The 25949-nt window shown below is 63.9% G+C and carries 30 protein-coding genes; 15 read left to right on the top strand and 15 right to left on the bottom strand.

The window, feature by feature from the left end; genetic code table 11:
- Positions 1-5: 5 nt before the first annotated feature.
- Positions 6-575: an adenylate kinase gene (locus VUN84_13825; protein XAS65866.1), complete on the top strand. Its 570-nt coding sequence runs from the start codon at positions 6-8 to the stop codon at positions 573-575.
- 105 nt (positions 576-680) lie between these two features.
- Positions 681-1508, top strand: a complete 828-nt coding sequence (map, locus tag VUN84_13820; protein ID XAS63366.1) for a type I methionyl aminopeptidase — start codon at positions 681-683, stop codon at positions 1506-1508.
- Positions 1509-1642: 134 nt separating this feature from the next.
- On the opposite strand, the gene VUN84_13815 is transcribed toward map, so the two are convergent.
- The 3 genes from VUN84_13815 to VUN84_13805 form a co-directional block, all read right to left on the bottom strand.
- Positions 1643-2989, bottom strand: coding sequence for an ABC transporter substrate-binding protein (locus VUN84_13815; protein XAS63365.1), 1347 nt, complete (start codon positions 2987-2989; stop codon positions 1643-1645).
- Between the two features lie 71 nt (positions 2990-3060).
- The gene (locus tag VUN84_13810; GenBank protein ID XAS65865.1) at positions 3061-3921 is read right to left on the bottom strand and encodes a carbohydrate ABC transporter permease; all 861 of its coding nucleotides are present in this window, start codon (positions 3919-3921) and stop codon (positions 3061-3063) included.
- Between the two features lie 92 nt (positions 3922-4013).
- On the bottom strand, positions 4014-4964 hold the full coding sequence (locus tag VUN84_13805; protein XAS63364.1) for a sugar ABC transporter permease: 951 nt from the start codon (positions 4962-4964) through the stop codon (positions 4014-4016).
- Between the two features lie 268 nt (positions 4965-5232).
- Here VUN84_13805 and VUN84_13800 point away from each other — a divergent pair, with 268 nt between their 5' ends.
- The 8 genes from VUN84_13800 to VUN84_13765 all read left to right on the top strand — a co-directional run bounded on the left by VUN84_13800 (position 5233) and on the right by VUN84_13765 (position 10551).
- Positions 5233-6177, top strand: coding sequence for a P1 family peptidase (locus VUN84_13800; protein ID XAS63363.1), 945 nt, complete (start codon positions 5233-5235; stop codon positions 6175-6177).
- A gap of 177 nt (positions 6178-6354) precedes the next feature.
- A complete protein-coding gene (infA, locus tag VUN84_13795) occupies positions 6355-6576 on the top strand; it encodes a translation initiation factor IF-1 (protein XAS63362.1) in 222 nt (73 codons plus the stop codon).
- 68 nt (positions 6577-6644) lie between these two features.
- The gene (rpmJ, locus tag VUN84_13790) at positions 6645-6758 is read left to right on the top strand and encodes a 50S ribosomal protein L36 (GenBank protein XAS63361.1); all 114 of its coding nucleotides are present in this window, start codon (positions 6645-6647) and stop codon (positions 6756-6758) included.
- A 183-nt stretch (positions 6759-6941) separates the two neighbouring features.
- Positions 6942-7316, top strand: a complete 375-nt coding sequence (rpsM, locus tag VUN84_13785; protein ID XAS63360.1) for a 30S ribosomal protein S13 — start codon at positions 6942-6944, stop codon at positions 7314-7316.
- A 99-nt stretch (positions 7317-7415) separates the two neighbouring features.
- Positions 7416-7817: a 30S ribosomal protein S11 gene (gene rpsK / locus VUN84_13780; protein ID XAS63359.1), complete on the top strand. Its 402-nt coding sequence runs from the start codon at positions 7416-7418 to the stop codon at positions 7815-7817.
- Positions 7818-7950: 133 nt separating this feature from the next.
- Positions 7951-8961 carry a DNA-directed RNA polymerase subunit alpha gene (locus tag VUN84_13775; GenBank protein ID XAS63358.1) on the top strand — a complete coding sequence of 337 codons (1011 nt, stop codon included), beginning with the start codon at positions 7951-7953 and terminating at the stop codon, positions 8959-8961.
- A 77-nt stretch (positions 8962-9038) separates the two neighbouring features.
- On the top strand, positions 9039-9629 hold the full coding sequence (rplQ, locus tag VUN84_13770) for a 50S ribosomal protein L17 (GenBank protein ID XAS63357.1): 591 nt from the start codon (positions 9039-9041) through the stop codon (positions 9627-9629).
- Between the two features lie 31 nt (positions 9630-9660).
- A complete protein-coding gene (locus VUN84_13765; GenBank protein XAS63356.1) occupies positions 9661-10551 on the top strand; it encodes a tRNA pseudouridine synthase A in 891 nt (296 codons plus the stop codon).
- On the opposite strand, the gene VUN84_13760 is transcribed toward VUN84_13765, so the two are convergent.
- On the bottom strand, positions 10517-12232 hold the full coding sequence (locus VUN84_13760; GenBank protein XAS63355.1) for an ATP-binding protein: 1716 nt from the start codon (positions 12230-12232) through the stop codon (positions 10517-10519). The genes VUN84_13765 and VUN84_13760 overlap by 35 nt on opposite strands.
- A gap of 252 nt (positions 12233-12484) precedes the next feature.
- Between VUN84_13760 and VUN84_13755 the strand changes: the two genes are divergently transcribed.
- Positions 12485-13324, top strand: coding sequence for a response regulator transcription factor (locus VUN84_13755; GenBank protein XAS63354.1), 840 nt, complete (start codon positions 12485-12487; stop codon positions 13322-13324).
- 19 nt (positions 13325-13343) lie between these two features.
- Here VUN84_13755 and VUN84_13750 read toward each other — a convergent pair whose 3' ends face one another.
- The 10 genes from VUN84_13750 to VUN84_13705 form a co-directional block, all read right to left on the bottom strand.
- A complete protein-coding gene (locus VUN84_13750; GenBank protein XAS63353.1) occupies positions 13344-13802 on the bottom strand; it encodes an Hpt domain-containing protein in 459 nt (152 codons plus the stop codon).
- Positions 13803-13963: 161 nt separating this feature from the next.
- Positions 13964-14848: a type II secretion system F family protein gene (locus VUN84_13745; GenBank protein ID XAS63352.1), complete on the bottom strand. Its 885-nt coding sequence runs from the start codon at positions 14846-14848 to the stop codon at positions 13964-13966.
- Between the two features lie 27 nt (positions 14849-14875).
- Complete coding sequence (locus VUN84_13740) at positions 14876-15808, bottom strand: type II secretion system F family protein (protein ID XAS63351.1); 933 nt, start codon at positions 15806-15808, stop codon at positions 14876-14878.
- 13 nt (positions 15809-15821) lie between these two features.
- Positions 15822-17312 carry an ATPase, T2SS/T4P/T4SS family gene (locus tag VUN84_13735; GenBank protein ID XAS63350.1) on the bottom strand — a complete coding sequence of 497 codons (1491 nt, stop codon included), beginning with the start codon at positions 17310-17312 and terminating at the stop codon, positions 15822-15824.
- Entirely contained in the window at positions 17312-18511 is a 1200-nt protein-coding gene (locus VUN84_13730; protein ID XAS63349.1) for an AAA family ATPase, read from the bottom strand. Before VUN84_13730 ends, VUN84_13735 begins: the two co-directional genes overlap by 1 nt.
- Positions 18508-19230, bottom strand: coding sequence for an RcpC/CpaB family pilus assembly protein (locus VUN84_13725; protein ID XAS63348.1), 723 nt, complete (start codon positions 19228-19230; stop codon positions 18508-18510). Before VUN84_13725 ends, VUN84_13730 begins: the two co-directional genes overlap by 4 nt.
- Before the next feature lie 11 nt (positions 19231-19241).
- Positions 19242-20117: a pilus assembly protein TadG-related protein gene (locus VUN84_13720; GenBank protein XAS63347.1), complete on the bottom strand. Its 876-nt coding sequence runs from the start codon at positions 20115-20117 to the stop codon at positions 19242-19244.
- A 20-nt stretch (positions 20118-20137) separates the two neighbouring features.
- Complete coding sequence (locus VUN84_13715) at positions 20138-20518, bottom strand: TadE family protein (GenBank protein XAS63346.1); 381 nt, start codon at positions 20516-20518, stop codon at positions 20138-20140.
- Between the two features lie 90 nt (positions 20519-20608).
- Positions 20609-20812: a Flp family type IVb pilin gene (locus VUN84_13710; protein ID XAS63345.1), complete on the bottom strand. Its 204-nt coding sequence runs from the start codon at positions 20810-20812 to the stop codon at positions 20609-20611.
- A 174-nt stretch (positions 20813-20986) separates the two neighbouring features.
- On the bottom strand, positions 20987-21448 hold the full coding sequence (locus tag VUN84_13705) for an A24 family peptidase (protein XAS63344.1): 462 nt from the start codon (positions 21446-21448) through the stop codon (positions 20987-20989).
- Between the two features lie 511 nt (positions 21449-21959).
- Here VUN84_13705 and rplM point away from each other — a divergent pair.
- From rplM to VUN84_13685, 4 genes are all read left to right on the top strand, one after another.
- Positions 21960-22403: a 50S ribosomal protein L13 gene (gene rplM / locus VUN84_13700; protein XAS63343.1), complete on the top strand. Its 444-nt coding sequence runs from the start codon at positions 21960-21962 to the stop codon at positions 22401-22403.
- Positions 22404-22439: 36 nt separating this feature from the next.
- A complete protein-coding gene (gene rpsI / locus VUN84_13695) occupies positions 22440-22949 on the top strand; it encodes a 30S ribosomal protein S9 (GenBank protein ID XAS63342.1) in 510 nt (169 codons plus the stop codon).
- Positions 22950-23183: 234 nt separating this feature from the next.
- Entirely contained in the window at positions 23184-24545 is a 1362-nt protein-coding gene (gene glmM / locus VUN84_13690; GenBank protein XAS63341.1) for a phosphoglucosamine mutase, read from the top strand.
- Between the two features lie 64 nt (positions 24546-24609).
- Positions 24610-25560 carry a glycosyltransferase family 87 protein gene (locus tag VUN84_13685; protein XAS63340.1) on the top strand — a complete coding sequence of 317 codons (951 nt, stop codon included), beginning with the start codon at positions 24610-24612 and terminating at the stop codon, positions 25558-25560.
- Here VUN84_13685 and mscL read toward each other — a convergent pair.
- Positions 25526-25933, bottom strand: a complete 408-nt coding sequence (mscL, locus tag VUN84_13680) for a large conductance mechanosensitive channel protein MscL (GenBank protein XAS63339.1) — start codon at positions 25931-25933, stop codon at positions 25526-25528. The genes VUN84_13685 and mscL overlap by 35 nt on opposite strands.
- Positions 25934-25949 lie beyond the last annotated feature (16 nt).

Here is a 25949-nt window from a genome sequence, read left to right as displayed (position 1 = left end):
CGAGAATGTTGATTATCGGACCTCCCGGGTCCGGCAAGGGAACGCAGGCGGAACGCATTTCAGAGCGCCTCGGCGTTATTGCGATCTCCACGGGCGACATCTTCCGCGCCAACGTCAAGGGTGAGACGCCGCTCGGCATCGAAGCCAAAAAGTACATGGACGCGGGTGACTTCGTTCCGGACAGTGTGACCAACAAGATGGTCCGTGACCGTTTGGGTGAGGACGACGTCGATAACGGCTTCCTCCTCGACGGCTACCCGCGCACCACCGCCCAGGTTGATTACCTCGACTCGATCCTCGCCGACGGGGGCCAGTTGCTCGACGTCGTCCTGCAGCTCACGGCCGACGATGAGGAACTCGTCACCCGCCTGCTGGGCCGTGCCAAGGAAACCGGGCGCACCGACGACAACGAAGCCGTCATCCGGCACCGCCTGGACCTGTACCACGGCCAGACGGAGGCTGTGGTGGCCAAGTACGCCGACCGCGGCATCCTGACCCGTGTGGACGGCATTGGCGGCATGGACGAGGTCACCGACCGCGTCATGCAGGCCATCAAAGAGGCCCAGTCGGCCTGATCGGCCCGTAGGACTCGAGGCTCCTCCCGGACGACCGGGAGGGGCCTCAGCCATTTAGCCGTCCGTCTCCCCGGGCGGCACAGCCCCAGTGAAAGGACACCGCGGATGGCATTCGGCCAGCCACGCATCGAATACAAAACCAACGCCCAAATGCGGTCCATGCACGCTGCCGGACTCGTCCTGAGCCGGGCCCTCGATGCCGCGGTCGCGGCCGCCGTCCCGGGGAAGACCACCAAGGACCTCGACGCCGTGTTCGCGGCGGTCCTCCAGGCTGCCGGCGCCACGTCCAATTTCCTGGGCTACCACGGCTTTCCTGCCACCATCTGCACCTCGGTCAACGAGGAGGTGGTGCACGGCATCCCGGGTGAACGCGTCCTGCAGGACGGAGACATCCTCTCCATCGACGGCGGCGCCATCCTGGATGGCTGGCACTCGGACTCCGCCCGCACCGTAATCGTCGGAACCGCCGACCCGGAAGACCAGCGGCTCTCCGACGTCACCGAGGCGGCCATGTGGCACGGGATTGCCGCCCTGGCCGCCGGCAAGTTCGTGGGCGACATCGGGAACGCCGTGGATGACTATGTCACCTCCGTGCCCGGCAAATCGCTGGGCATCCTGGAGGACTACGTGGGCCACGGCATCGGCTCCGCGATGCACATGGCCCCGGACGTACCGAACTATCGCACCAACCACCGGGGGCCGAAGATCCGCCCGGGCCTGTGCCTGGCCATTGAACCGATGCTGGTCCGCGGCAGCATCGATACGGCCGTTCTGGAGGACGACTGGACAGTCGTCACCACGGACGGCAAACGGTCCTGCCAGTGGGAGCACTCCGTGGCTGTCCACGAGAAGGGCATCTGGGTGCTCTCCGCGCCCGACGGGGGAGCCGCAGAGCTGGCGCCCCTCGGCGTCGTGCCCGTCCCGATCCCCTGACCCGGACCCGGACCCTGCGGCGGGAACCTCAGAAGAGGATACGGGTCTTCGCTTGAGATACGAGGAATCCCTGGCGAAGCTGGAATACCAGCCTCGCCAGGGATTCGTCGTCCCGGAAGGGAGTTCGAGCAGCGTCAGTTCTTGAGCTTGGGCTTGACGTCCTTGGTGTAGATGCCCTCCAGCGTCGACTTAAGCGCTGTCATAGTGGCCTTGACGTCGCCTTGCTGGGTGAGGATGGCCGCGGCCGACTTGGCCATCTCCTGGTCCGCGCCGGGCAGGAATACACGGGCGTTGTCCTGCACCCTGGTGACCGCAAGCTGGTCCATGGCGGTCTTGATCTGCGGGGTGGCGGCCAGGACAGCCGTCATATCCGAGGACTTGCGGACCGGCATGTAGCCGGTCGCCGCAGAGAATTCCGCCGTGTTTTCGGGTTCGGTCATGAACTTCAGGAATGTCGCCGCCGCGAGCTGCACTTCCTTGCTGACGCCGCTGGGAATGCCCAGGCCGGCGCCGCCGGTGGGGCAGACCGGGCTTTCGCTCTTGGGCCCGCCCGGCAAGTACCCGACCCCCACGTTGAATTTGGCGGACTTCAGCACGCCCAGCAGGGACCCGGTCGAGGAGATCGTCGAGGACGTGATGCCTGCGGCGAAGTCGTCGGCGGCTTCCTTGGAGGACACACCGGCCCACTTGTCCTTGAAAATGGAGTCCTGTGCCCACTGCAGGGCCGCCACCGATTCCGCCGAATCGCAGTTCATGGTCCACTCATTGGACCAGCTGCCGCCCCAGCCCCAGAGATTGTTCTGCAGCGTCCAGCCCGCGTACCCGGCCAACGCGGGGTAGATGTAGGCGTACTGGGCTCCTGAACTGGCCATGAGCTTGGGCGCCCATTCGCCGAACTCCTGCCACGTCTTGGGGGCGCGGTCCGGGAGCCCGGCGGCTTTGAAATGGTCCTTGTTGTAGTAGAACAGCGGCGTGGAGCGGCCGTAGGGGAGGGCCCACTGCTTGTCCTCGTACTGGTAGTCGGCGACAAGGGACGTCTGGAAGTCATCGAGCTTAATGTCCAGCTGCTTTACCAGGCTGTCCAAAGCGATGATGTTGCCGTTGGAGTAATACCGGAACCACCAGACGTCGGAGAGGACCACCAGACCCGGCAGGCCTGACTTTGCGGCCTGTGAGGTCTGGAATTTCTGGGCGATTTCCTCATAGTTGGCCCCGGCGGTGACCAGGTTTACCTTGATCTCGGGGAATTTGGCCTGGAACTTCTCGATGATCGCCTTTTCCACGTCCTGGGACTTGCCCGGGTGGTTGGACCAGAAATCAAAGGAAGCAGCGGGCTTGACGCCGTTGAAGTCGATGTCCGCGGCCGTGGTTGCGGCGGCGCTCCCGGAGGTGGACGGGCCTCCGCAGGCAGAGAGCGCTGCTGCGCCTGCCCCGGCACCGGCCAGTCCCAAAAAATGCCTGCGGTCCAAGTTAAACGCCATGGTGGATCCTCTCGATGATGCTGACTTGTTGGTGAAGCTGGCTGTGCTGGGGGTGAGATTCAGGGGCGGCGTCACCCGGTGACGCTGCCCTGGGTCAGGCCTGCCACGATGTAGCGCTGCAGCGCGGCGAAGACCAACAGGATGGGCACGATCACCAGGACCGCACCGGCCATCAGAATGCCCCAGCCGGAGCCGTTGCCCTCGGAGTTCTGCAGCAGCGTCAGGCCTACCGGAAGGGTCATCGTTTCGGGGCGGTCGGTAATAATGAGCGGCCAGATGTAATCGTTCCATTCACTCACGACGACGACCAGGGCCACTGTGGCGATCGACGGACCGGATACCGGAGCGACGATCTGCCAGAGCCGGCGCCAGTGTCCGGCGCCGTCGATCTCCGCCGATTCCAGGATGGAGGCCGGCAGCGTCAGGAAGTGCTGGCGCAGCAGGAATGTGCCGAAGGCGGTGCCAAGGCCCGGGAGAATGATCCCCCAGAGGGTGTTCTTGCCGCCCATCCCGGCAATCAGGATGTAGTTGGGCAGGATGGATACCTGCGGCGGAACCATCAGGGCCACGAGAATCAGCACAAAGATGACGTTCTTGTACGGGAAGCGGACGAACACCAGGGCGTAAGCGGTCATGATGGCCAGGAAAACCTTGACTGTGGCGCCCACGCTGGTGACGATCAGGCTGTTCATGAAGAACTGGGCGAACGGCACCGTGGTCATGGCGACGTTGTAGTTCTCCAGGTTCACGCTCTCCGGCAGGAGCTTCAAATCCATGGTGATGATTTCGCCCGGCTGTTTGAACGAGCTGAGGACCATCCACAGCAGGGGTAAGAAGACCACCAAGGTGGTGAGGAGCAAGGGAAGATAGCCGCCCACAATCGTCTGGGCCAAGTTGGCCCGGGAAAACGGACCATGGCGTTGCCGTGGAATTTCGGCACCGGCACCGGCACCGGCACCGGCGTCGGGGGCGATGGCCGGTCCGGCGTTGGCGGCGGGGTCGGGATTGACCGGGGAGTTCAGGCTCACGAGTAGTGCACCTTCCGTTCGACGAACCGCAGCTGCAGCACGGTGATGATGAGCAGGATGGCAAACAGGACCACGGAGATGGAAGCCGAATACCCGGCCCGGTTAAAGGCGCCGAAGGCCTGCAAATAGGCTTCGTAGATCAGGGTGCTGGTGCCGTTGCCCAGCGGGGTCATGATCCGGATGAGGTCGAAGGCCTGCAGTGAGCTCAGCATGGTGGTGATGAGCAGGAAGAACGTGGTGGGGGAGAGCAGCGGCAGAGCCATGCTGATGAAGCGCCTGAACCCGTTGGCGCCGTCGAGCGACGCGGCCTCCATGACGTCCTGCGGGAGCGACTGCAGCCCGGCCAGGTAGACGACGGCGCAGTACCCCAGGTTCTTCCAGATGTAAACGATGATGACCATGACCAAGGAGAGCTGTGGGTCGTTGATCCACTGGGGACTCTGCTGGCCAAGCCCGCGCAGCAACCAGGCCAGGACCCCGTAGCCGGGATCGAAGATGAACAACCAGACGAGCCCGACGCCGACACCGCTGAGCACGTACGGGGCGAACACTGCTGAGCGGGCAAAAGTGGTGCCCCGGATCTTGGAATTCAGCGCGAGTGCCACCAACAGGCCGAGGACCATGGAGCCGCCCACGGTGATGAGCGTGAACACTGCCGTGGTGCCCAGCACCTTGGTGGCGTCCGAGCTGGTGAAGAAGGTGACGTAGTTGTCCAGGCCCACCACCGTTGCCGAGGCGGAGCCCAGCGTCCAGTCCAGGGTGGAGTAGTAAATGTTGTTGAAGAGCGGGAGATAGGTGAATACCGCGATGAGCAGGAGGTTGGGCAAGGCCAGCGCCAGGAAGACGAAGAAGTCCTTGCGCGTTCTTGAGGACCAGCGGGGACGCGGTGCTGCCGCCGGTGGGGCTTTGGTGGCGGCGCGGGGGCGGTCAGTTAATTGTCGGGTCATTCAGGTCTCTAACGGGTCCGTGCCTGCCGGTAGCAGACGGGTGGGCGGGGATACCTAGCTATTACTCCACCACATGGTTGGTGGGCTGAACCCCGTACAAGACCCCGGAAGAGCGTTGTTGTCCAAGGCTTCGTCGCCCGTTAACTCTGTGTTGCCTGCAGTATTGCACAAGGTTTGGCCGGACCGCAGACTTCCCGGTGCGATTCTTCCGGCGCAATTTATCCCGCCGGCGGGCAGTGGGCGCGCACCCGGGGCGGAGAATGGATTCATGACTTCGATCACGGATGTGCCGGGTATCCGGGTGGGCCATGCCGGCAGGACGGGCGCAGGCTGGCTCAGCGGGGTAACTGTGGTGCTGCCGCCGGGTGGGACGGTGGGTTCGGTTGATGTCCGGGGCGGCGGCCCCGGAACCCATGAGACCGACGCCCTCGACCCGACGACACTGACCCGCACGGTCGACGCGGTCGTGCTTGCCGGGGGAAGCGCTTTCGGTCTCGCCGCGGCCCACGGTACCCAGCGCTGGTGCGAGGAGAACGGCAGGGGCTTTCCGGTTCCGGGCGGTGTGGTCCCCATCGTGCCCGCGGCAGCGATCTTTGACCTCGGCCGCGGCGGAGACTTCACTGCCCGCCCGGACGACGCCATGGGTTACACGGCCGCTGTGGACGCCGCTGCCCGCGAGAACGGCCACGACGTCGAACGCGGCAACGCCGGCGCCGGCACCGGCGCAGCAATTGGCCGGGGCCAGTTCAAAGGCGGGGTTGGAACCGCCTCCCTCACTTTGGACAATGGCGTGGTGGTCGGCGCCCTCGCGGTAGTTAACTCACTCGGGCTACCTACTGCTGGGGGCAAGGTCGGGGACGGCAGCGCCGGCGCTTCGGATCAGCCGCCCCTGCCGCTGAACACGACACTGGTGGTGGTTGCCACCAACGCGATCCTTGACAAAGCCGAGTGCAAGCGCACCGCCTCGGCAGCCCACGCGGGCCTGGCCCGGGCGTTGAACCCCAGCCATACCCTGGCCGACGGTGACACTGTCTTCTGCCTCGCTACGGGCGCAATCGCGCTGGACCGCAGCAGCGAGTCGGCGCGGCAGTCGGGATTGATCACGCTGCAGAGCGCGGCAGCCGACGCCGTGAGCCTGGCAATCCTGGACGGCATCGCCTGTGCCCAGGCTGTGAGCACGCCGGCTGGCCGTTTTGGTGCGTACCGGCCCTGAGTGCGCTACGATTGCTGGATTTAACATTCAGGCCCGGATGCCGTAATGTTGTCTGTTGGTTGTCTGCCCTGTTGTGCCCTTTTGTGGCCGGGAGGCATCAGCCAATCAATCAAAAACGTCCGCGGTGATCTCCGGTGCAAGCCGAAGGGCTGCGGCAAACGACAGTTAGCGGAGGGTATGGCCAAGAAGGACGGGGTCATTGAGATCGAGGGCGTTGTGACTGAGGCGCTGCCTAACGCGATGTTTCGCGTTGAGCTCACCAACAAGCACATCGTTCTGGCACACATCTCAGGAAAGATGCGCCAGCACTACATCAGGATTCTCCCTGAGGACCGGGTAGTGGTGGAGCTGAGCCCGTACGACCTGACACGTGGTCGTATCGTCTACCGCTACAAGTAAACACTGGGCGGCCGAGGCAATAGCCGAAGGCCGGTCCAGCTGACCACTGCAACACGCAAAGGAACGCCATGAAGGTCAAGCCGAGCGTCAAGCAGATCTGCGAAAAGTGCAAAGTGATCCGCCGTAATGGCCGGGTCATGGTGATCTGCGAGAACCCGCGCCACAAGCAGCGCCAGGGCTAATTTCCCCTTCGGGAAATCCTGGGTTGCTAACCCACGCAAGTAAATAAAAGGCAGCACAAGCTGATCTGGGACACTGAGTTATAACGAGTCCGGACAGCTAACCCCCGGTCGGAGGCTGGGGCCGCACGGATCGTGCGGGTGTACTGCCTACGACCTCCGGTTTATTCAAGGAGCACTGCCTCTATGGCTCGTCTCGCTGGCGTAGACATTCCCCGCGAAAAGCGGTTGGAAATTGCGCTTACTTACATCTACGGCGTGGGCAAGACCCGTGCACACGAAACCCTGGCTGCCACGGGCATCAGTGCGGACGTTCGGGTCAAGGACCTGTCCGACGCCGAGCTCGTCCAGCTGCGTGATTACATTGAAGGCAACTACAAGGTTGAGGGTGACCTTCGCCGCGAAGTAGCAGCAGATATCCGCCGCAAGGTTGAAATCGGCAGCTACGAAGGTATTCGCCACCGTAAGGGCCTGCCAGTACGCGGTCAGCGTACGAAGACGAACGCACGCACCCGCAAGGGCCCGAAGCGCACCGTCGCAGGCAAGAAGAAGACCCGCTAAATCCCATTTGCCCCCTAAAATCGCTGGCGCGGTTTCAGGGGATCCGGCAAATGAGGGAACAGCGGATCTTTCCCCCGATAACTTTCTGTAGGAGAAATAATGCCCCCGAAGACTCGTGGCGCGGTTCGCAAGCCGCGTAAGAAGGACAAGAAGAATATCGCGCTGGGCCAGGCGCACATCAAGAGCACCTTTAACAACACCATCGTTTCCATCACGGATCCGAACGGTGCTGTCATCTCCTGGGCTTCATCCGGTGAGGTTGGCTTCAAGGGCTCACGTAAGTCCACCCCGTTCGCAGCCCAGATGGCCGCCGAAGCCGCCGCAAAGCGTGCGCAGGAGCACGGCATGCGCAAGGTTGACGTATTCGTGAAGGGCCCGGGTTCGGGTCGCGAAACGGCTATCCGTTCACTGCAGGCCGCTGGCCTTGAGGTTGGATCCATCCAGGATGTAACCCCCAGCGCCCACAACGGTTGCCGTCCGCCGAAGCGCCGCCGCGTCTAAGGCTTTCCAACGCACCGGTGCTTGCCCGGACCTCCGATGGTCCGGGCAAGCCCGGCGGCGTTAAGTCCTCAGACCGATCTTTCCACCACCTGTGTTGCGTCATATAGCGGATGCTCGCCGAAAGGAAACCTAAGTGCTCATTGCACAGCGCCCCACCCTCTCCGAAGAGGTCGTCTCCGACAACCGCTCCCGTTTCATCATTGAACCGTTGGAGCCCGGCTTCGGATACACCCTCGGAAACTCCCTCCGCCGTACCCTGCTCTCCTCCATCCCCGGTGCCTCTGTCACGAGCATCCGGATCGATGGCGTGCTGCACGAGTTCACCACGGTCCCGGGTGTCAAGGAAGATGTCACTGAGATCATCCTGAACATCAAGAACCTGTCGGTCTCCTCCGAGCACGATGAGCCGGTTGTTGCCTACCTGCGCAAGCAGGGCCCGGGAGTCGTCACCGCCGCGGACATCGCTCCGCCGGCCGGCGTCGAATTCCACAACCCGGATCTGCACATTGCCACGCTGAACTCGAAGGGCAAGTTCGAACTCGAACTGACCATCGAGCGCGGCCGCGGCTACGTTTCGGCAGCTCAGAACAAGTCCGGTGACTCCGAGATCGGCCGCATTCCGGTCGACTCGATCTACTCGCCGGTCCTGAAGGTTACTTTCCGCGTGGAAGCTACCCGTGTTGAGCAGCGCACTGACTTCGACAAGCTCATTGTCGACGTCGAGACCAAGCAGGCCATCGCCCCGCGCGATGCTGTGGCTTCCGCAGGTACCACCCTGGTGGAACTGTTCGGTCTTGCCCGCGAGCTGAACACCGCAGCTGAAGGTATCGAGATTGGCCCGTCGCCGACGGACGCTGCCCTGGCAGCGGACATGGCTCTGCCGATCGAGGATCTGGACCTCACCGTCCGTTCCTACAACTGCCTCAAGCGTGAGGGCATCCACACCGTGGGTGAACTTGTGGCCCGCTCCGAGGCCGACCTCATGGACATCCGTAACTTCGGTGCGAAGTCCATCGATGAGGTCAAGGCAAAGCTGGTTGAACTGGGCCTGTCCCTCAAGGACTCGCCTCCCGGTTTTGACCTCGCAGCACGCGCCGCAGCAATTGAAGAGGACGACGCCGCTTTCAGCGACGACGAGCTCTAACAAACAGATCTTGGCCTGCCGGCTGGATGCACCATGGTGTGCGCAGCCCAACGGCTTCCATATGAGGAGAAACTATTATGCCTACCCCCGCTAAGGGTCCGCGCCTCGGAGGCGGAGCGGCTCACGAGCGTCTTATGCTCGCGAACCTGTCCGCCGCACTGTTCGAGCACAAGCGGATCACCACTACGGTGACCAAGGCCAAGCGACTGAAGCCGTACGCCGAGCGCCTGGTGACCTTCGCCAAGCGTGGCGACCTGGCTTCCCGCCGCCGAGTACTCGGCTTGATCAGCGACAAGGGCATCGTCCACGAGCTGTTCACCGACATTGCCCAGGCAGTGGAGAACCGCAACGGTGGCTACACCCGCATCACCAAGATCGGCAACCGCAAGGGCGATAACGCTCCCATGGCTGTCATCGAACTGGTTCTCGAGCCGGTTTCCGCGAAGCAGGCAGTGGTAGCCGAGGCTACCTCCGCTGCTCAGCGCGACGCTGCCAAGAAGGACGCCGACAAGGCTGAAGCCGCCCCGGTTGTTGAGACCGAAGCTGCCGAGACCGAAGAGGCCCCGGAAGCTGACGTCGTTGAGACCGAAGCAGCAGCCACAGAAGAAGCACCGGAAGCTGACGTCGTCGAGACTGCAGCCACCAAGTCCGAAAAGGACGCGAAGTAATTCACTGATTCCTTCGCATAGACTTAAGTCTATGAGCCACCAGAAACCCGTTGCCCCCTTGAGAGGGGGCAACGGGTTTCTGCGTATCCGGCTGGATCTTGCGTATGACGGCGGACCCTTCAGCGGGTGGGCCGTGCAGCCTGGACGGCGCACCGTCCAGGGGACCCTCGAAGATGCCATCGCGATGCTCATCCGCCGGCCCGTCAGGGTCACGGTCGCCGGGCGTACCGATGCCGGCGTGCACGCCCGCGGTCAGGTTGTCCACGTCGACCTCACCGAGGCGGAATGGATTGGCCTGAACCGCGGCGCGGAACTGGACCCCGCCGTCGCGCTTCTCCGCCGGATCCGGGGTTCCCTCAGCCGTGGCCTCGGCGATCTCACCGGCGCTATCGAAGTCCACAAGGTTACGGCCGCTCCCGAGGGTTTCGATGCCCGCTTTTCCGCGCTCTGGCGCCGGTACAGCTACCGGATTGCCGACGGCCCTGCCCTGTGGGACCCGCTGGGCAGGACCTCCACGCTGTGGCACCGGGAAGAGCTCGACGTGGGGCTGATGAATGACGGGGCCTCCCAGCTGCTGGGACTGCAGGATTTCCGGTCGTACTGCAAGCCCCGGGAAGGGGCAACCACCATTCGGGAGTTGCAGCGCTTCGAGTTTTCCCGCGGCGCCGACGGGGTGCTGGTGGCCACCGTCCAGGCGGATGCGTTCTGCCACAACATGGTCCGCTCGCTGGTAGGGTCCGCGCTGTTCGTCGGCGCCGGCGTCGAGGAGCCCGGGTGGCTGCATGAGCGGCTGCAGGCCCGCCAGCGGGACGCCAAGTCCGTGCTGGCGGCTCCGCATCCCTTGGTCCTGGAGGAAGTCTCCTACCCCTCAGCGAGCGGGCTGCTGGCTAGGGCCGAGTTAACCCGGGCGCTGCGCCAGTAAGGTCCTGCTCGAGAGAGTGCTGCTCAGCATCCGCCGGGAGCGCGACTGAAAAAGTACTGCCGTACCCGGGGAGGGTAGTGCAGGATATGGTGCCGCCGTGGCGCTCAATGATTGCCCTGGTAATCGAAAGACCCAGCCCGACGCCGGGAATGGATCCCTCCCGGACGGCGGGACTCCGATAAAAGCGGGTAAAAACCTTGTCCGCGTCGGCCGCCGTCATGCCCATGCCGTTGTCCTTCACTTCCAGCAGCACCTGGCCGTCCCGGACTCCGGCAGTGACAAGTACGGTGCCGCCGCCCGGTGAGTACTTGATGGCGTTGGAGATGAGGTTGTCCAGGACCTGGCTGATCCGCAGCGGATCCACGTGGACCCACAGCGGCTCCGGCACATCCATGGAAAGCGAAACGCTGGTGGCGTCGGCTTGCGCCTGGGCCGATCCCAGGGTGGTCTCGACCAGCCCGGCGAGGTCCGTCCGTCGTGGATGGACGGACAGGACCGCGGACGCGGACACGAGCAAGTCGGAGACGAGGGACAGCAGCCTCTCGGCGTTGCGCTGGACCACTTCGAGTCTCCGGACGGCAACGGGAGAGTGGCCGTCCACCTCGCCGAGCACCAGGTCCACGTTTCCCAGGACCGACATCAGGGGACTCCGGAATTCGTGCGAGACGTTTGAGATGAGGTCTTCCCGGGCCGCCAGGGCTTCCACGAGACCAGTCACATCGCTGTAGACGATGACTGCCCCGCTAAAGCCGCCGTCCTCGTTCCGAATGATCCGTGCCGCCGTCGAGATGGCCCGCTGTTCCGCGGCCTCGCCGATCCAGACGAGATAGTCCGCGAACGTCTCGCCCGCCAAGGCCCGGTGAATCGGCCGTTTGTCCTCGGGAAGGGGCGTCACACGATCCTGGCTGAAGATGAGCTGCCGGGACTCCTCGGCCGGGGCGCCCGGGGCATCGGGGCTGGCGGCTCGGTGGAAGACTTCCTGCTGGTCGTTGACCAGCGTGGTCCGGCCGTCGGCGTCGAGAGCAACAATCCCGACGTCGATCGTGTCCAGAACTGTCTTCAGGAGCCGTTCACGCCTCCTGCTGTCCACCAGCAGTTCACGCATTTCCTTATCTTTTTGTTCCAGCCTTTGGCGTTGGACCCGGACGTTGGCACTGGCGAACCGGATCGCCAAAGAAACCGCGAGCATCATCAAAGGCAGCAGAATTGCAGTTGTCATGTCGGCGGGTGAAATGTTGGGAAACTCTTGCACTGCTGACGGCAGCGTGATCAACAGGGTGCAAACGAAGCTGAGTAAAACGGTGGTACGGGCAAAACCGGCGGAGATCGAAAGCCAAAGAACGGGAAATATGGCCAGAATACCGAGGCCGGCGACTGCTGGAAGAGCGCCGTTGCGGGCGAGCCCGATGACGAGGAAATCAACAATCGGAATAGCAAGGTATGCATTGGCCGGCAGCCTCTCCCACGGAACCAGGAAACACGCCACGAAGAGTCCTGCCATGAGGACAATGGAGGCAAGGAAGATCCAACTGTCCAGGAGGGTGGGCCAGACCGCGGGCGCCGCCGCGGCCAGCCCGGCCAGCAGGACCGTCAACGGCAGCTGGCACAGGGCGACCTGAAGCCGGGGCCTTAGTCGTCGAAAGAAACGGTCCGTGTGGCTGACCAGTAACTGCTCACGCAATATTGTGTCCCTATCTGGCCGGCGCTGTTGGTTTCCTTGACCGCAAGTGCATTGACCGTGGCATGAAGACCATTATGCACGGGGCGGCAGCAGCAATGGGACAAGTGACGCGGCGGGTGGCGGCTCATAAACTGATCCGGCGAATTGAAAGGGTCCAGCCCGCCGACGTTGTAGCGTGGGTTGTCTGGAAGTGTTTCTGCACTGGCGCCGGGCTGTAGGGAAACATTGTCGGATAGAGGGACAGGGACAGTAGTGAGTGATCTTGGTATAGCCGTAGTAATTGAAGATGATGACGACGTGCGTGGCCTCCTCGACGCTGTCCTCCGGCAGTCGGGCTTCGAGGTGCACTCAGCGGCGACCGGCAGCGACGGCGTGGCGTTGGCCAAACATCGCCAGGCCAGCGTCATTACTCTGGATGTCGGGCTCCCCGATATCGATGGCTTCGAAGTGCTGCGTCGGATCAGGCAGTTCAGCGACGCCTATGTGGTCATGATTTCCGGCCGGGATGAGGAGCTGGACACGATTTCTGCCTTGCAGGGCGGAGCAGATGACTACTTGGTGAAACCCTTCCGCCCCCGGGAGCTCCGGGCCCGTATCACAGCCATGATGCGCCGCCCCCGGCAGGCCGCGGTGGCGGCCGGCGCCGGAACCGGGATCGGCCCGGGCAGGGATGCCTCGGGTGGGGCGGTCGCATCAGCCATGGGCGCTGTGCACCACCCTGATGCCGATGGTGACGACGCCGGGCAGGCCGGATACGGCGAGGTGCTGCGCCACAACGGGCTCTCCCTGAACACAGCCAGCCGGACAGTGGTTTCGCGCGGCAAGGACTTGGTGCTCACGCGCAGCGAATTCGACCTTCTGCACGAGTTGCTGCGGGGGACCGGCGCGGTTCGAACCCGCTCCGACCTGGTACGTGTGGTGCGGGGCGAGCACTTCCGGGACGACACCTACATCAGCGGCGCCGATGAACGGGCTGTCGAAGTGCATATCGGAAATCTTCGCCGCAAGCTCGGCGAAGATCCGCAAGACCCCCGTTGGCTGATTACTGTCCGCGGATTAGGGTACCGGCGTGCGCCGAAGCGCGCGGAGTAATCCAACACCACGCCGGAAGTTAGTTCTTCTGCGCTAGATAACACCGCTGCAGGGCTTGATTCGTGGCCTGGCCGACCTCGGCGATGACGGCCACCCTTGCTGGCGCTGAGGAGAAGTCTTTCGTCGGGATGATCTCTTCAAGTTCCAAGGCCAGGGCGGACAGCCTGGAGGCTCCCACCATGAGGGCGGAGTTCTTCAGGCTGAGGACTGCGTCCATGGCCGCATAGGGGTCTTTGTTTGCAACGGACCGGATAAGTAATTGGATCCGCTTCTCCCAGATCCGGAGGTAGTCCTGCGCGAAGGACCGGGCCACGGCTGGATCGCCCATCTCGACTTCCAGGTGCCGGAGCACCTGCAAGTCCAGCAGCGGCAGTCCGGCCCCCGGAGTCACCCGTTCGCCGGGCCGGGAGTCCGGGGCTGCGGAAAGGCAGACGCCGTTGGTGCTGCAGTCGCCCTCGCGCGACGCCGGAATGGACATAGTTCAAGGCTACTTTCGGACCTTGGGAAAACCCGGAGTGCAGGTGAAGGGCAAGGACGACCGGAGGAAGGACGCCCAGGGGGTAGTTCCGTGGGAAGCGCGCAGGCGGGCCGGAGAGCCACCAGGACACGGTGCAGCCCCGGCGCCGTTTTGATCCGCCTTCACTGCCCGCTCAACGTATCCACGACGTTGATAGCCGCTGGGCCGAGCAAGGCAATGAAGAGGACCGGCAGGATGCACAGCATCAGTGGAAAAAGGACCTTAACCGGAATTTTCATGGCCTGCTCCTCGGCCCGCTGCCTTCGCTTCCTCCGCATTTCGCTGGCCTGGGTCCGGAGGACGGCTGAAATGGAGATTCCGTACCGGTCCGCCTGCAGGATGGCGTTGACGAAGCGACGCAGATCCTGGGCGCCGGTCCGGTCGGCAAGGGCCAGGTAGGCTTCGCGGCGCGACATTCCGATCTGCATGTCCTGAAGGGTCCGGACGAGCTCGGCGGCCAGCGGTCCTTTTCCGTTTTGACCGGTCCGGGACATCGCTGCGTCGAAACCAAGGCCGGCTTCCACCGCGATGGTCATTTGGTCAAGGGTGTCGGGCAGCTCCAGTCCAATAGCTGCCTGGCGCTCGACCCCCCTGCTGTAAATCAGGAGGTCGGGAATGAAATAGCCGAGGACGGACACCGCAAACGAGAGCCACATTGTCTTGGCGCTTGGATCACTCTTGATCAGCAGGAGTCCGAGGACGATGGCAATGATGGCCCCGGCAACCTTCGCTGCCATCAGTCGTTTGAGTGGCCAGGCGGCAGGGCGGCCCGCCAGGGCCAGTTGCCGGTCCAGGTTGGCCACTAAACGCCTCGGTGTGAAGCGGCCGGCATAGGCTTCCAACAGGGAGCCCTTGGTTTTGGCAGGCTTTTTCGTGGCAATGAGGCCGCGGGACAGGTTCTCCCGGATGGAGTCCTTCCCGGGAACGCGGGTTCGAAGGACGGCCCAGAACGCCAGGACAAAAGCGGCCAGGAGTAAGCCAATAGCTGTGATGGGAATAGCTGACATGCAAACGTTCCTCCTTTCGGGCCTAACCTAGAACTTGAATTGGACGACTTTACGCAGCCAAAATCCGCCGGCGGTGAAGAGGAGGGCGGCCACACCGATCATCATCAGCCCTAAGGGCGTCCGTACCATCGGGTCCATGTAGCCCGGGCTCATGAGCATCAACGCGACGGTTATCACTAAAGGAAGCAGCATGAGCACGAGCGCCGAAATTTTTCCTTCGGCGCTGAGCGCCTTCACCTGACCCCGGATCTGGCTCCGCTCCCGGATGGTTTGGCCAACCTGGTCCAGAACGTCCGCGAGGTTGCCGCCCACCTCGCGGTGGATGGCGATGGCCTGCGCCACCCAGGAAAAATCTTCCGACCGCATCCGCGAGGCGGCATCGTCCAGCGCCTCACCCAGATCACGCCCAAGCCTTGTTTCGTTGATGATCCGGGAAAACTCTTCCGTGGTCGGGGCCTCAGCTTCCCCTGCCACCGCATCAATGGCCCGCAGCAGGCTGTGTCCGGCACGAAGGCCTCCAGCCAAAAGCTGCAGGGTCTCATCGAGCTGGTCGGAGAACTGGGCACGCCGCCGCGAAGCGAGGAACCGCAAGAGGAAGCGCGCGCCAAGGGGTGAGAGAAGCAGGAACAACAGCGCCGGAAACGGTCCGACCGTGGCCAGGACGCCTGCTCCGATCGCGGCCGCCGCCGCCAGTGCGAGGACGACAAACTCGGGCGCCCTGATGCCGAGGCCGGCTTGTTCCAGTGCTCCCGCCATCGCGGCGGTGTAGTTGCGCCGCTTCAGCAGGGATTCGGCGGCGGCGGTGGCCCGAGCACCGATGCCCCCGCCCAGCGTGTTGTGGCCGGCGGCGGCTGCCGTCCGCCGGTTCAGCAGGGTTTCGGGCCTGCGCGGAGCTACGACGAACAGGACGATGATGCCCAGCGCGGTGTAACACAACAGGAATCCCAGGATCAGTGCCATGGGGATGCCCTCTTCATCGTGCCCGGGCCGCTGCGGGAACAGGGTTGAAGACCTCGGGCGAAAGTTCGATACCGAGGTCCTTGAACCGGTCTGTGAATTTGGGCCGGACCCCGGTGGGCATGGGCTTGCCCAGGAAGCGGCCCTGCAGATCCAGTCCCGCGCTGTAATCGAACACAAATGCGTCCTGGAGGGTCACAACTTCTCCTTCCATGCCTTGCACCTCGGTAACGTGGGTGACGCGGCGCGTGCCGTCCCGAAGTCTGGTCAGTTGCACGATGACATCCACGGCGGAGGCAATCTGTTCCCGGACTGCCCGCAAGGGAAGGTCCATCCCGGCCATCAGGACGAGGGTTTCGAGGCGTGCGATGGCGTCACGGGGGGAGTTTGAGTGCACGGTGGAAAGTGAACCGTCGTGGCCGGTGTTCATGGCTTGGAGCATGTCCAGGGTCTCGCCGCCGCGAACTTCACCGACGACGATCCGGTCGGGCCGCATGCGGAGGGAATTGCGGACCAGATCGCGGATGGTGATCTCACCTTTGCCTTCGATGTTGCTGGGCCTGCTCTCGAGCCGTACCACGTGGTCCTGCTGCAGCTGCAGTTCCACGGCATCTTCAATAGTGACGATGCGTTCGCCCTCGGGGATGAAAGAGGACAACACGTTGAGCAGGGTTGTCTTACCCGTTCCCGTGCCGCCTGAGACGATGATGTTGAGCCGGGCTTTGACGCAGGCGTTAAGCAACTCCGCCATTTCCGGGGAGAGCGTGCCGAAACCGATGAGATCGTGGACCTGGAAGGGGTCGGTGGCAAATTTACGGATTGTCAGTGACGATCCGTTGACGGCCAGGGGCGGTATGACGGCGTTGACCCTGGATCCATCGGCCAAGCGTGCATCGACCAGCGGTGAGGACTCATCGATTCTGCGGCCCACGCGTGCCACGATCCGTTCGATGACTTTGCGGAGGTGTGGTTCGGAGGCGAAGCGGACCCTGCTGCGGGCGAGCTTACCGTGCTGCTCGACATAGATCATGTCCGGGCCGTTGACCATAATCTCGGTGATACTCTCGTCGTCGAGCAGCCGCTGGAGCGGCCCGTAGCCGAGGACGTCATCGCTCACGCCCTTAATCAGCCGTTGCCTCTCATCCTTGGTCAGCGGCACTTCCTCGGCCTCGACCACTTCGATCAGTTCCTGCTGCACCAGGGCATGGAGCTGGTCCTCCGTGAGGGAGGTATCAATCAGCCGGGTACCCAGCCGTTCGAACAAGATGGAGCCGGCGCGGTCCTTCAACTTGGCCAGGGCGTCCCGCGCCGGGGGCGCTTCCGCCACGGCGGGTTTGCGGGCACTACCGGCAGCCTGGGGGGCTGACGCTTGCTGCTTCCCGGGCGCCCGGGTGGAGCGGGCGTCCGGGGCGCTGCTGGCCGGCGTCGCAGGAGCCTGCCGGACTGGCGCGGCGGTGGCAGGCTCGGCCGCACCGCGGGCAGCCTGCAGTCGTTCGGCGAGGTTCATCAGGCACCTATCCGGTGGCGTGGCCCGTACCGCCGCGGCGAGGCGACCGGGGCAACGAAGCGGGCGAGTAGTTTTTGAAAAGCCTTGGTTGCCGGTCCCCGGGCAGCCCCGTAGAGCAGCGGAGAGCCCTGGTTGGTGGAGAGGGCAACGGCACGGGAGTGCGGTATCACCACATCGATGCTGGTTCCGAGGGCTGATTCGACATCGCGCAGTGTTATGCCTGCCTTGAAGTCCGCGCTGTTGAGCACCATATGCCGTTTGAGCGGGTGCATCCCCAGCTCGGCGAGTACGTCCAATTCCTTGCGCATCCCGCGGACGCCCGGAACATCCGGCCCGCTGACAAAAACGAAGTCTGTTGCCTTGTCCAGGGCCGCAAGGGTGTGGTCCGAGAGGCCCGGTGCGGTGTCCACCACCACGTAGCGGTACTGGCTGGCCAGCTGTTCCAGCAGATGGGTGACATCATCTCCGGTCAATTCCGCTGCTGCGGCGGGGGAGTCCGGCGAGCAAAGGGCGTAAAGGCCGCTGGGATGGGCGCTCAGAAACGTTTTCAGCACCATGGTGTCCCGTCGCGCGGGCCCGTGTACGGCGTCGTACACCGAATGCTCGGGCGTGATTGCCAGCGCGCTGCCCACATCGCCAAACTGCAGGTCCAGGTCCACCAACACGGTGCCGTGGGGCGCCGATTTGGCGAGGCCTATTGCCAGATTGCTCGCGACTGTCGTTTTCCCGACGCCACCCTTGGGGGAGACCACGGCGATGACCCGTCCCGCCCTTCCCCCTGTAGCGGTTTGGTCCGACGGTGCGCTTCGGCGGCGGCCGGCGCTGCCCACAGCGCGGTGAAGCAGGGCGGTGATGGCGGGTGCGTCGGCGTCCGGCTCCAGCAGGTCGCGGGCTCCGGCACGCAACGCGGAGAGCACGACGCCGGGGTCCGCCGGCGCTGCCAGCAGCACCGCCACGTCCGGGGATTCGGTTTCAAATTTTGTTGTCAGCGCCAACGCCAGGTCCAGCGGCATCCCCGGGCCCAAAACCACGACGTCGAGGTCCCCGGGTTCCGCCAGCTCGTTGCGAATATCGGCCGGCCAGACCGGCAATCTGGCACCTTGCCACTGGTGGACCACGCCGTCCAGCGGGCCGGTGGCGGCACGCCGGAGCCGGCCGGGCAGGGCAGCGTCATCTGTCACTACGACATACCGGCTCACTTGTAGACCCCTTCACGGGTCAGCTCGCGCGTGCCGTCTTCCCCAGCGGTTGCGGGTTCGTCGGAAAGCCAGATGGTCCCGAATTCCTGCCCGTAGACCAGTTTCTCGGCGTTGGCGGCGGTCAGGGCAAGGGTGACCATCACTGACTTGGATGCGGCGCCTGTGCCGGCTCCGGTGGCCGGGTCTTTCGTAGCCGCCGCGGCAGCTCCCTGCACGGCCGTGACAAGGACCTTGTGCAGCGTGAGGTGGGTGGTTTCCGGCGGGGCTGCCAGGGAAATAAACACCCCTACCGTGTCGCCGGCCTGCAGCAGCCCACCGACCGAGCGCTGCGGCTCCAGGAGAATCGATACTTCCTGCATCCCGGCCGGAACGGTGATGCTCCCTGGCTCCTGCGTTGTTGCCGGGTCCCGGAACCGGGTGCTCAGGAGCTGCTCGCCGGGGACTAAATCAACAGTGGTGACCAGTCCGCCGAGGGCAGCCGGATCAGTAACGGCGTCCGCGGGCCGGGCTTTCGCCGGCACTTCCTGCGTGGTGGCGCTTTGCAGCACGACGTCGGCCGGAGTGCCGGCGGGCACTGCCGCGCTGACGATCAGCACGTCGACGGTTTGGACGCCCGCCAAGGCACGCTGCTCTGCCCCGTTCGTGTAGGCGATCAGCAAGAAGCTTCCAGCGATGGCCAGCACGGCGGCGGCTACCAACGCCAGGACTCGGCTCTTCACGGTGATTGCTCCTAAAGGCTTAGTGCGACGAAAAAGGCGTTGAGTGACTCTCCGCCGAGCTCTTCAACGCCGAACGACTGGAGATCCGCGAGGGAGACCAGCGTGATGAAGGTTCCTTTGATGCCGGTGCAGTGGACGCAACCCGGCTCCGATCTCTGCTCGCTTGGCCAGCTGTGTGCAGAGACTTTAAAGGCGGCAAAACCGTCGATGACGTAGGAGACGTTGTTGCCCTGACCCGATGCGCTTTCGTACACCGGCAACAAGATGACCTTGCCATCGATATCGCAGTTTTGCGGGCCGCTCTTGCCGGGTTCCCCGCCGATGATCTGGTCCACGTCAACGGATGCCCTGCAACTCTTTTTCTCGTCTTCATCCAGCCAGCCGAAGGCTCCGGGCAGGGTTTTTCCGCCTGCTCCGGTGCAGGTGGATGTGCTGGTGATCCACAGCTCAACATCTGTGGGAGCCGAGTTGAACATGCAGCGGGGGGCCGTGAAGGGAAAGACCGACGCCTTCGACGGGCTGCCCCAGGACGCTTTTGCGACGGCTTCCACGGTGGTGGAATTGATGCCCAGGATTGGGGCGAACCAGTGTTGGATGGCGGTGCCCCCGTCCGGGGTGGCGGTGCTGGCCCGGACTGTGACGGAATTTCCGGCGATGATTGCCGTGGCCGCGGAAACGCCGTCGTGGGAGTTCTTACCCGCCAACCGCGTGGCAGTGGCGCCGGCGTTGGCGCAGTTGCCCACGGCGCAGTCCTGGGCGATGGCCAGCGCGGCGGCGTCGGCCCCGTTCTGCAACTCGAAGCGTTCGGCGTAGATCATGCCAACGTCAACCACGATCGCGGTGATGCCAAGCAGCACCACCATCAACAAGGCAGTAATGACCGCCACGGCACCGTCCTCGCCGGTATTCAGCCGCCGCATCGCATGACCGCCCGGCCGGTGAGCGGAACGGTGGCACCGAAGAGGCCCGACAGCAGCTGCACCGAGTAGGTGATGGTGACCGTCACATCCGTGGTGGACCCGCAGGAGGTTGGCGTGACCAGCACGTTTCCGGCAGTGAGGAGGGGGTTGAGGTTCGGGGCCCCGGCAATTGCCGCGCCAATGGCGGTACCGGGGTCTTTCTGGATGGCCATGACGCGGACCGACTCCCGGGCGGCGGCGCTGAGTTGAAGCTGGGCGTTAAAGACCCGGCCAAACTCGATGACCCCCAGAAGAAGCAAAAGAAGCAATGGAACGACCAAGGCAAACTCGACCGCGGCCGCGCCGCGTTCGGACTTTGATCGTTCCATTGCTTCTTTTCTTGAGCTGCGGGTGCGGCGCGGTCGCCTAAGGCTCCCGCGGCACTTTCCCGTGAGGGTCGGCTGGCTAGTCAGATCCGACTAGAACTTTAGCGAGGTCTTTAGGTTGGTGAAGAAGGTGTTCAACTGGCCGCCGAAGGCGCCCACGCCGACAACGAGCACCACGGCGATCAACGCGACCATGAGGCCGTATTCGACGGCGGTGGCGCCCTTTTCGTCGTTGCGGAGGCGGGACTGGAGAGTGAAACCGAGTGTGTGCAGGCTTGCTGCCAGACGAGCGAACATTGGGACCCCTGGAGAATAAATCGGCTGGCCCAGCGCCAGCTCTGAAGCCACAGTAGAGCTCGCTGCGGCGCTTTAGCCCCGGCCTGCGCACAACCTGCGCCAAGGCTTGCCTTCCGCCCGTTTCCTGCGCCTGCGGTGCACTGGCAGTGGGTTGTTGCAGGGCCTTGGCAGCCCCTACGGCGCGAATAGGGCAAGAGCCAGGGCGGCCGCCAGCATCGCGGGGCCGAAAGCCACTTCAGCAGGTCTGTCCGGTTTGGCCCGTTGGGCAATTATCAGGGTAAAAATACCGCCAACCACGAACCCAAGGGCACCGCCGTAAAAGAGCTGGCCCCAGCCCAGGTGCCCAAGGTACAAGCCCACCGGAGCGGCGAGCTTCACGTCGCCCATGCCGATACCGTTCGGTGACATGACGGCCAGGAGCAGGAAGACGACGAAGAGAATCGCGGCGCCGGCCGCTGCCCGGAGAAAAGGGGACCATTCCGCGGAGCCGGCGCTGCTGACCGCCAGGAGCCCCAAGCCGGTAAAGAGCAGAGCACCCACCAGGGGGTTCGGCAGGAGATGAAGGGCCAGGTCAATGCGGGCCAACTGAACGGCGAGCACGCCCAACACGAGGAAGGCCGGCAACTCCCAGTCCATGCCGAACCGCAGCGCCAGAGCAGCACAAAGGAGGCCCGACAATGCCGCCGTCGCCGTTCTGGTCCCTCTGGACGGTAAGGGCCCAAGGCGCGGGATCAAGCGGGCGATCATCCGCTCACTAAGTCTGCTGGCGAGGATGCCGGCCAACCCCGCGGCCAGGGCAAGCAGTGGCCCGGCGCCGGCTGCTATACCTAAGGGCGACAAATTAACTCCTTGACTGAAAACGGTCCGAAGGTACCCGTCCGGACCGTCCCCCTGCACGGGGACACCCCATTTTGACCCAGCGACACGTCATCGGCTATTCTTGGTAGTCGTTGTGCGTGTCCTTCTCGATGATGCGTGCCCGCTTGGAAATCCGGTTGCAGGATGACTATCCAACGTGCACATTCGAGACCATGGGATGACTGGTTACATAGAGCCCTCACCTCTGTTCCGGTAGCGCATAGATAGTAGGTGCACCCCCGAGTGACGCCTAAAACAAGAACGCCAGAACAAGAACGAGGCAAACACCGTGCGTACGTACACCCCGAAGCCCGGCGATATCAACCGCCAGTGGCACGTCATTGACGCCACCGACGTTGTCCTTGGTCGTCTTGCCAGCCAGACCGCAATCCTGCTGCGCGGCAAGCACAAGGCCACCTTTGCGTCCCACATGGACATGGGCGACTTCGTCATCATCATCAACGCTGAAAAGGTCGCCCTCACCGGCGCCAAGCTCGAGCAGAAGCGCGCATACCGCCACTCCGGCTACCCGGGCGGCCTGACCTCCGTCACCTACGCGGAGCTGCTGGAATCCAACCCGGTCCGCGCCGTGGAGAAGGCCATCAAGGGCATGCTCCCGAAGAACTCCCTCGCTGCACAGCAGCTGGGCAAGCTGAAGGTGTACAAGGGTGCCGAGCACCCCCATGCCGCACAGCAGCCCAAGACGTACGAAATCACCCAGGTCGCCCAGTAGTCCTGGCCACCAACAAACTTTTAATCAAGGAGAATCGTGGCTCAGAACGAAGAACTGACCACCGAGGCCGTTGTGGCTGAGGAAAACCTGACCAGCTACACCTCGGAAAGCGGTGCTGCGGAAGCAGAAGCGCCCAAGAAGGAACGCCCGGCCCTCACGGTCGCCGGCGCAGCAGTTGGCCGTCGCAAGGAAGCCGTTGCACGTGTCCGCATTGTGCCGGGTACCGGCAAGTGGACCATTAACGGCCGCGAACTGGCCAACTACTTCCCGAACAAACTGCACCAGCAGGACGTCAACGAGCCCTTCAAGATCCTCGATCTTGACGGCGCCTACGACGTCATTGCCCGCATCCACGGTGGCGGCATTTCCGGCCAGGCCGGTGCCCTGCGCCTCGGCATCGCCCGTTCACTGAACGAGATCGACACCGAGAACAACCGCGCCACCCTCAAGAAGGCCGGTTACCTGCGTCGTGACGCCCGCGTCATCGAGCGCAAGAAGGCCGGTCTCAAGAAGGCCCGTAAGGCACAGCAGTACTCCAAGCGCTAAACAGCGCTTACCCAAGCTGTGGCCGCTGAGTCGACCACAGCTTGGGACCCGCAGCGCTTTTCAGCGCTCGGATCCCCAAGCGCTCATCCCGCTTTCGAAAGCCCGTTCCGCCCCTTGTGGCGGGGCGGGCTTTTGTTGTTTTAGCCAGTAAAGATTCATTTTCCGGCGGCGCCACGGTGCCCGTCGGGCGCCCCGGGGGCTGAGTCGCCCGCCCCATCGTCTAAACTTGAGCCGATGTCTAGATTATTTGGAACAGATGGTGTCCGGGGTTTGGCAAACGGCCTGCTGACGGCCGAGTTGGCGATGCAGCTGGCCCAGGCCGCCGCAGTCGTTCTTGGCCATGCCCGCAACATAAACGGAACCCGGCCGCGCGCCGTGGTGGCCCGCGACCCCCGCGCCAGCGGCGAATTCATTGCGGCTGCCGTGGAAGCAGGGCTGTCCAGCTCCGGAATCGACGTCTATGACGCCGGCGTCCTGCCCACTCCGGCTGCGGCCTATCTCGTGGCCGACCTGGACGCGGACTTCGGCGTGATGATCTCCGCCTCGCACAACCCCGCGCCGGACAACGGCATCAAGTTCTTCGCCCGCGGCGGCCAGAAACTCCCCGACGCCGTCGAAGATGCGATCGAGCAACAAATGAGCAAGGAGCCCTTCCGCCCGGTCGGTGGCGAGGTGGGCCGGATCCAGCGCTTCTCCGACGCGGAGGACCGCTACATCGTCCACCTGCTCGGCACCCTCCCGCACCGCCTGGACGGGATCAAAGTGGTGCTGGACTGCGCCCACGGCGCCGCCAGCGGCTGTTCGCCCCAGGTATTCAAGGACGCCGGCGCCGAGGTCATCGTCATCGGCGCCGAACCGGACGGCCTCAATATCAACGACGGCGTCGGATCGACCCACCTGGGTCCCTTGAAGCATGCGGTCCTGGAACACGGTGCAGACCTCGGCATCGCGCACGACGGGGACGCGGACCGCTGCCTGGCCGTGGACCACGAGGGTTCCGAGGTGGACGGCGATGAAATCATGGCCATCCTCGCGGTGGCGCTGAAAGCATCCGGCAAACTCAAGGACGATGTCCTCGTGGCGACGGTGATGAGCAACCTCGGACTCAAGATTGCCCTGCGCGAAGCCGGAATCAACCTACGCGAGACGGGCGTGGGGGACCGGTACGTCCTGGAAGGGATGCGCGAGGGCGGTTTCAACCTCGGCGGCGAACAGTCCGGGCATGTCATCTTCGCCGACCACGCCACCACCGGCGACGGTGTCCTTACCGGCCTGCAACTGGCAGCGCAGGTGGCGCTCACGGGCCGTTCGCTGAAGGACCTGGCCGCGGTGATGACAAAACTTCCGCAGGTCCTCATCAACGTCCGGGGCGTGGACCGCACCCGGGTGAAGGGTGACGACGTCGTAGCGGCGGCGGTGGCCCTCGCCGAAGCTCAACTCGGCGACACCGGCCGGGTCCTGTTGCGTCCCTCCGGAACCGAACAGGTGGTGCGGGTCATGGTGGAAGCAGCCGATCAAGTAACGGCCCAGGCTGTCGCCGAGGAACTTGCGCTGGTAGTCCGCACGGAACTGGCCCTCGCACTCGTCTCGGACTAAGCCACGCTGAGGCCGCAGGCGGTGCTTCAAAGCCGGCGGGGCCGCAGCATGGCACTATCTGGGGATGGGGAAACTTTCACGCACGCGAGCACACGTCATCGACGGTTTGCCACGCAGCTGGCCTGACTTCGCGTCAAAGTACCCGCTGTTTATGAAGCTGGCGCTTGTCCTCATCTGGCCCCTGGGGTTGCTATTGGCGTACATGTCGCTCAAAGCGGCTGTCCTCACTGATGCACTGGGACAGGACGCCCACGCGTACTGGCTCGCAGCCCAGGGAGAACTTGTCTACGGAAGGGCTCCTGGCGAAAGGGACGCGTACCTGTACTCGCCCGCGTTCGTAACGGTGTTGAGGCCCGTGGCCTTGCTCCCTTGGCACCTCTTTCTCGCCTTGTGGATCTGCCTCGAAGCGGCGGTCCTCTGCTGGCTTCTCAAGCCATTGCAGCGCCGCTGGTCGGTCCCCGCTTTTATGCTCTGCCTCCCTGAGATCGTGGTCGGAAACATTTACATACTGCTGGCCGCGGCGGCTGTTGTGGGTCTGCATAAGCCGGCCATGTGGGCCTTTCCCATCCTGACGAAAGTCACGGCGGGCGTCGGCCTTCTCTGGTTCGCGGTGCGCGGCGAGTGGCGCCTACTCGGCCAGGGCGTAGGCGGCTTCGCGCTGGCCGTCCTCGTCTTCTACGCGTTGGATCCGGCGGCATGGCAGGCCTGGCTGCAGTTTCTGGTCGATCACAGGGATGGCACTCCGGATACCCGGGTAAGCTTCCTGTTGCGTTGCCTGCTGGCGGTGGTTCTGGTGCTGGTTGGTGCGCGCAAGCAGTGGCCGCTGCTGCTGGCTCCCGCCATGGTCCTGGCATCCCCGGTACTGGTGGGCCTTATCCCACTGACCCTCCTGGCTGCAGTTCCCCGGCTTACCGGGATGGCCTCCCCGGGAGCGAAAGACGGGCTTCCAGCCCCTAAGACGCCGGCGGTGCGCGGAACGCCTACAGAGTTCGCTGCGAGCGGAGAGCGTCCCTGATTTCGGTGAGCAAGGCGATCTGCGGATCCTCCGCGGCCTCTTCCTTCACGCCCGCAGTTATGCCGAGCCGGCGGTTGCGCCGCTCGATCATGTGGTTCATGGGCACGACGACGACGAAGTAGATGGCGGCCGCGATCAGGAGGAAATTCACGATCGCGGTCAACAGCACGCCGAACTTGATGTCGTTGCCGTTCAGGGTAACGACGGCAAAGCTGTCGAAATTGGGTGCGCCGGTCAGGCCCGCGATGAACGGCATGAAAACGCTCTGGACCAGTGCCGTGACAACGGCGCCGAAAGCGGCACCAATGATGACTGCGACGGCAAGGTCCACCACGTTGCCTTTGAGAATGAAGTTCTTAAATCCTGTCAACATATGCTCAAAACTAACC

It is taken from the genome of Micrococcaceae bacterium Sec5.8 (assembly GCA_039636775.1).
Classification (GTDB): Bacteria; Actinomycetota; Actinomycetes; order Actinomycetales; family Micrococcaceae; genus Arthrobacter.
This window is presented reverse-complemented; position numbering and strand designations above follow the sequence as displayed.

Excerpts from the sequence above, each read along its gene's own strand:
- VUN84_13825 (XAS65866.1), top strand. The coding sequence starts at position 6 with ATGTTGATTATCGGACCTCCCGGGTCCGGCAAGGGAACGCAGGCGGAA.
- map (XAS63366.1), top strand. The coding sequence starts at position 681 with ATGGCATTCGGCCAGCCACGCATCGAATACAAAACCAACGCCCAAATG.
- VUN84_13815 (XAS63365.1), bottom strand. The coding sequence starts at position 2,989 with ATGGCGTTTAACTTGGACCGCAGGCATTTTTTGGGACTGGCCGGTGCC.
- VUN84_13805 (XAS63364.1), bottom strand. The coding sequence starts at position 4,964 with ATGACCCGACAATTAACTGACCGCCCCCGCGCCGCCACCAAAGCCCCA.
- VUN84_13800 (XAS63363.1), top strand. The coding sequence starts at position 5,233 with ATGACTTCGATCACGGATGTGCCGGGTATCCGGGTGGGCCATGCCGGC.
- infA (XAS63362.1), top strand. The coding sequence starts at position 6,355 with ATGGCCAAGAAGGACGGGGTCATTGAGATCGAGGGCGTTGTGACTGAG.
- rpmJ (XAS63361.1), top strand. The coding sequence starts at position 6,645 with ATGAAGGTCAAGCCGAGCGTCAAGCAGATCTGCGAAAAGTGCAAAGTG.
- rpsM (XAS63360.1), top strand. The coding sequence starts at position 6,942 with ATGGCTCGTCTCGCTGGCGTAGACATTCCCCGCGAAAAGCGGTTGGAA.
- rpsK (XAS63359.1), top strand. The coding sequence starts at position 7,416 with ATGCCCCCGAAGACTCGTGGCGCGGTTCGCAAGCCGCGTAAGAAGGAC.
- rplQ (XAS63357.1), top strand. The coding sequence starts at position 9,039 with ATGCCTACCCCCGCTAAGGGTCCGCGCCTCGGAGGCGGAGCGGCTCAC.
- VUN84_13765 (XAS63356.1), top strand. The coding sequence starts at position 9,661 with ATGAGCCACCAGAAACCCGTTGCCCCCTTGAGAGGGGGCAACGGGTTT.
- VUN84_13750 (XAS63353.1), bottom strand. The coding sequence starts at position 13,802 with ATGTCCATTCCGGCGTCGCGCGAGGGCGACTGCAGCACCAACGGCGTC.
- VUN84_13745 (XAS63352.1), bottom strand. The coding sequence starts at position 14,848 with ATGTCAGCTATTCCCATCACAGCTATTGGCTTACTCCTGGCCGCTTTT.
- VUN84_13740 (XAS63351.1), bottom strand. The coding sequence starts at position 15,808 with ATGGCACTGATCCTGGGATTCCTGTTGTGTTACACCGCGCTGGGCATC.
- VUN84_13735 (XAS63350.1), bottom strand. The coding sequence starts at position 17,312 with ATGAACCTCGCCGAACGACTGCAGGCTGCCCGCGGTGCGGCCGAGCCT.
- VUN84_13715 (XAS63346.1), bottom strand. The coding sequence starts at position 20,518 with ATGGAACGATCAAAGTCCGAACGCGGCGCGGCCGCGGTCGAGTTTGCC.
- VUN84_13710 (XAS63345.1), bottom strand. The coding sequence starts at position 20,812 with ATGTTCGCTCGTCTGGCAGCAAGCCTGCACACACTCGGTTTCACTCTC.
- VUN84_13705 (XAS63344.1), bottom strand. The coding sequence starts at position 21,448 with ATGGACTGGGAGTTGCCGGCCTTCCTCGTGTTGGGCGTGCTCGCCGTT.
- glmM (XAS63341.1), top strand. The coding sequence starts at position 23,184 with ATGTCTAGATTATTTGGAACAGATGGTGTCCGGGGTTTGGCAAACGGC.
- VUN84_13685 (XAS63340.1), top strand. The coding sequence starts at position 24,610 with ATGGGGAAACTTTCACGCACGCGAGCACACGTCATCGACGGTTTGCCA.
- mscL (XAS63339.1), bottom strand. The coding sequence starts at position 25,933 with ATGTTGACAGGATTTAAGAACTTCATTCTCAAAGGCAACGTGGTGGAC.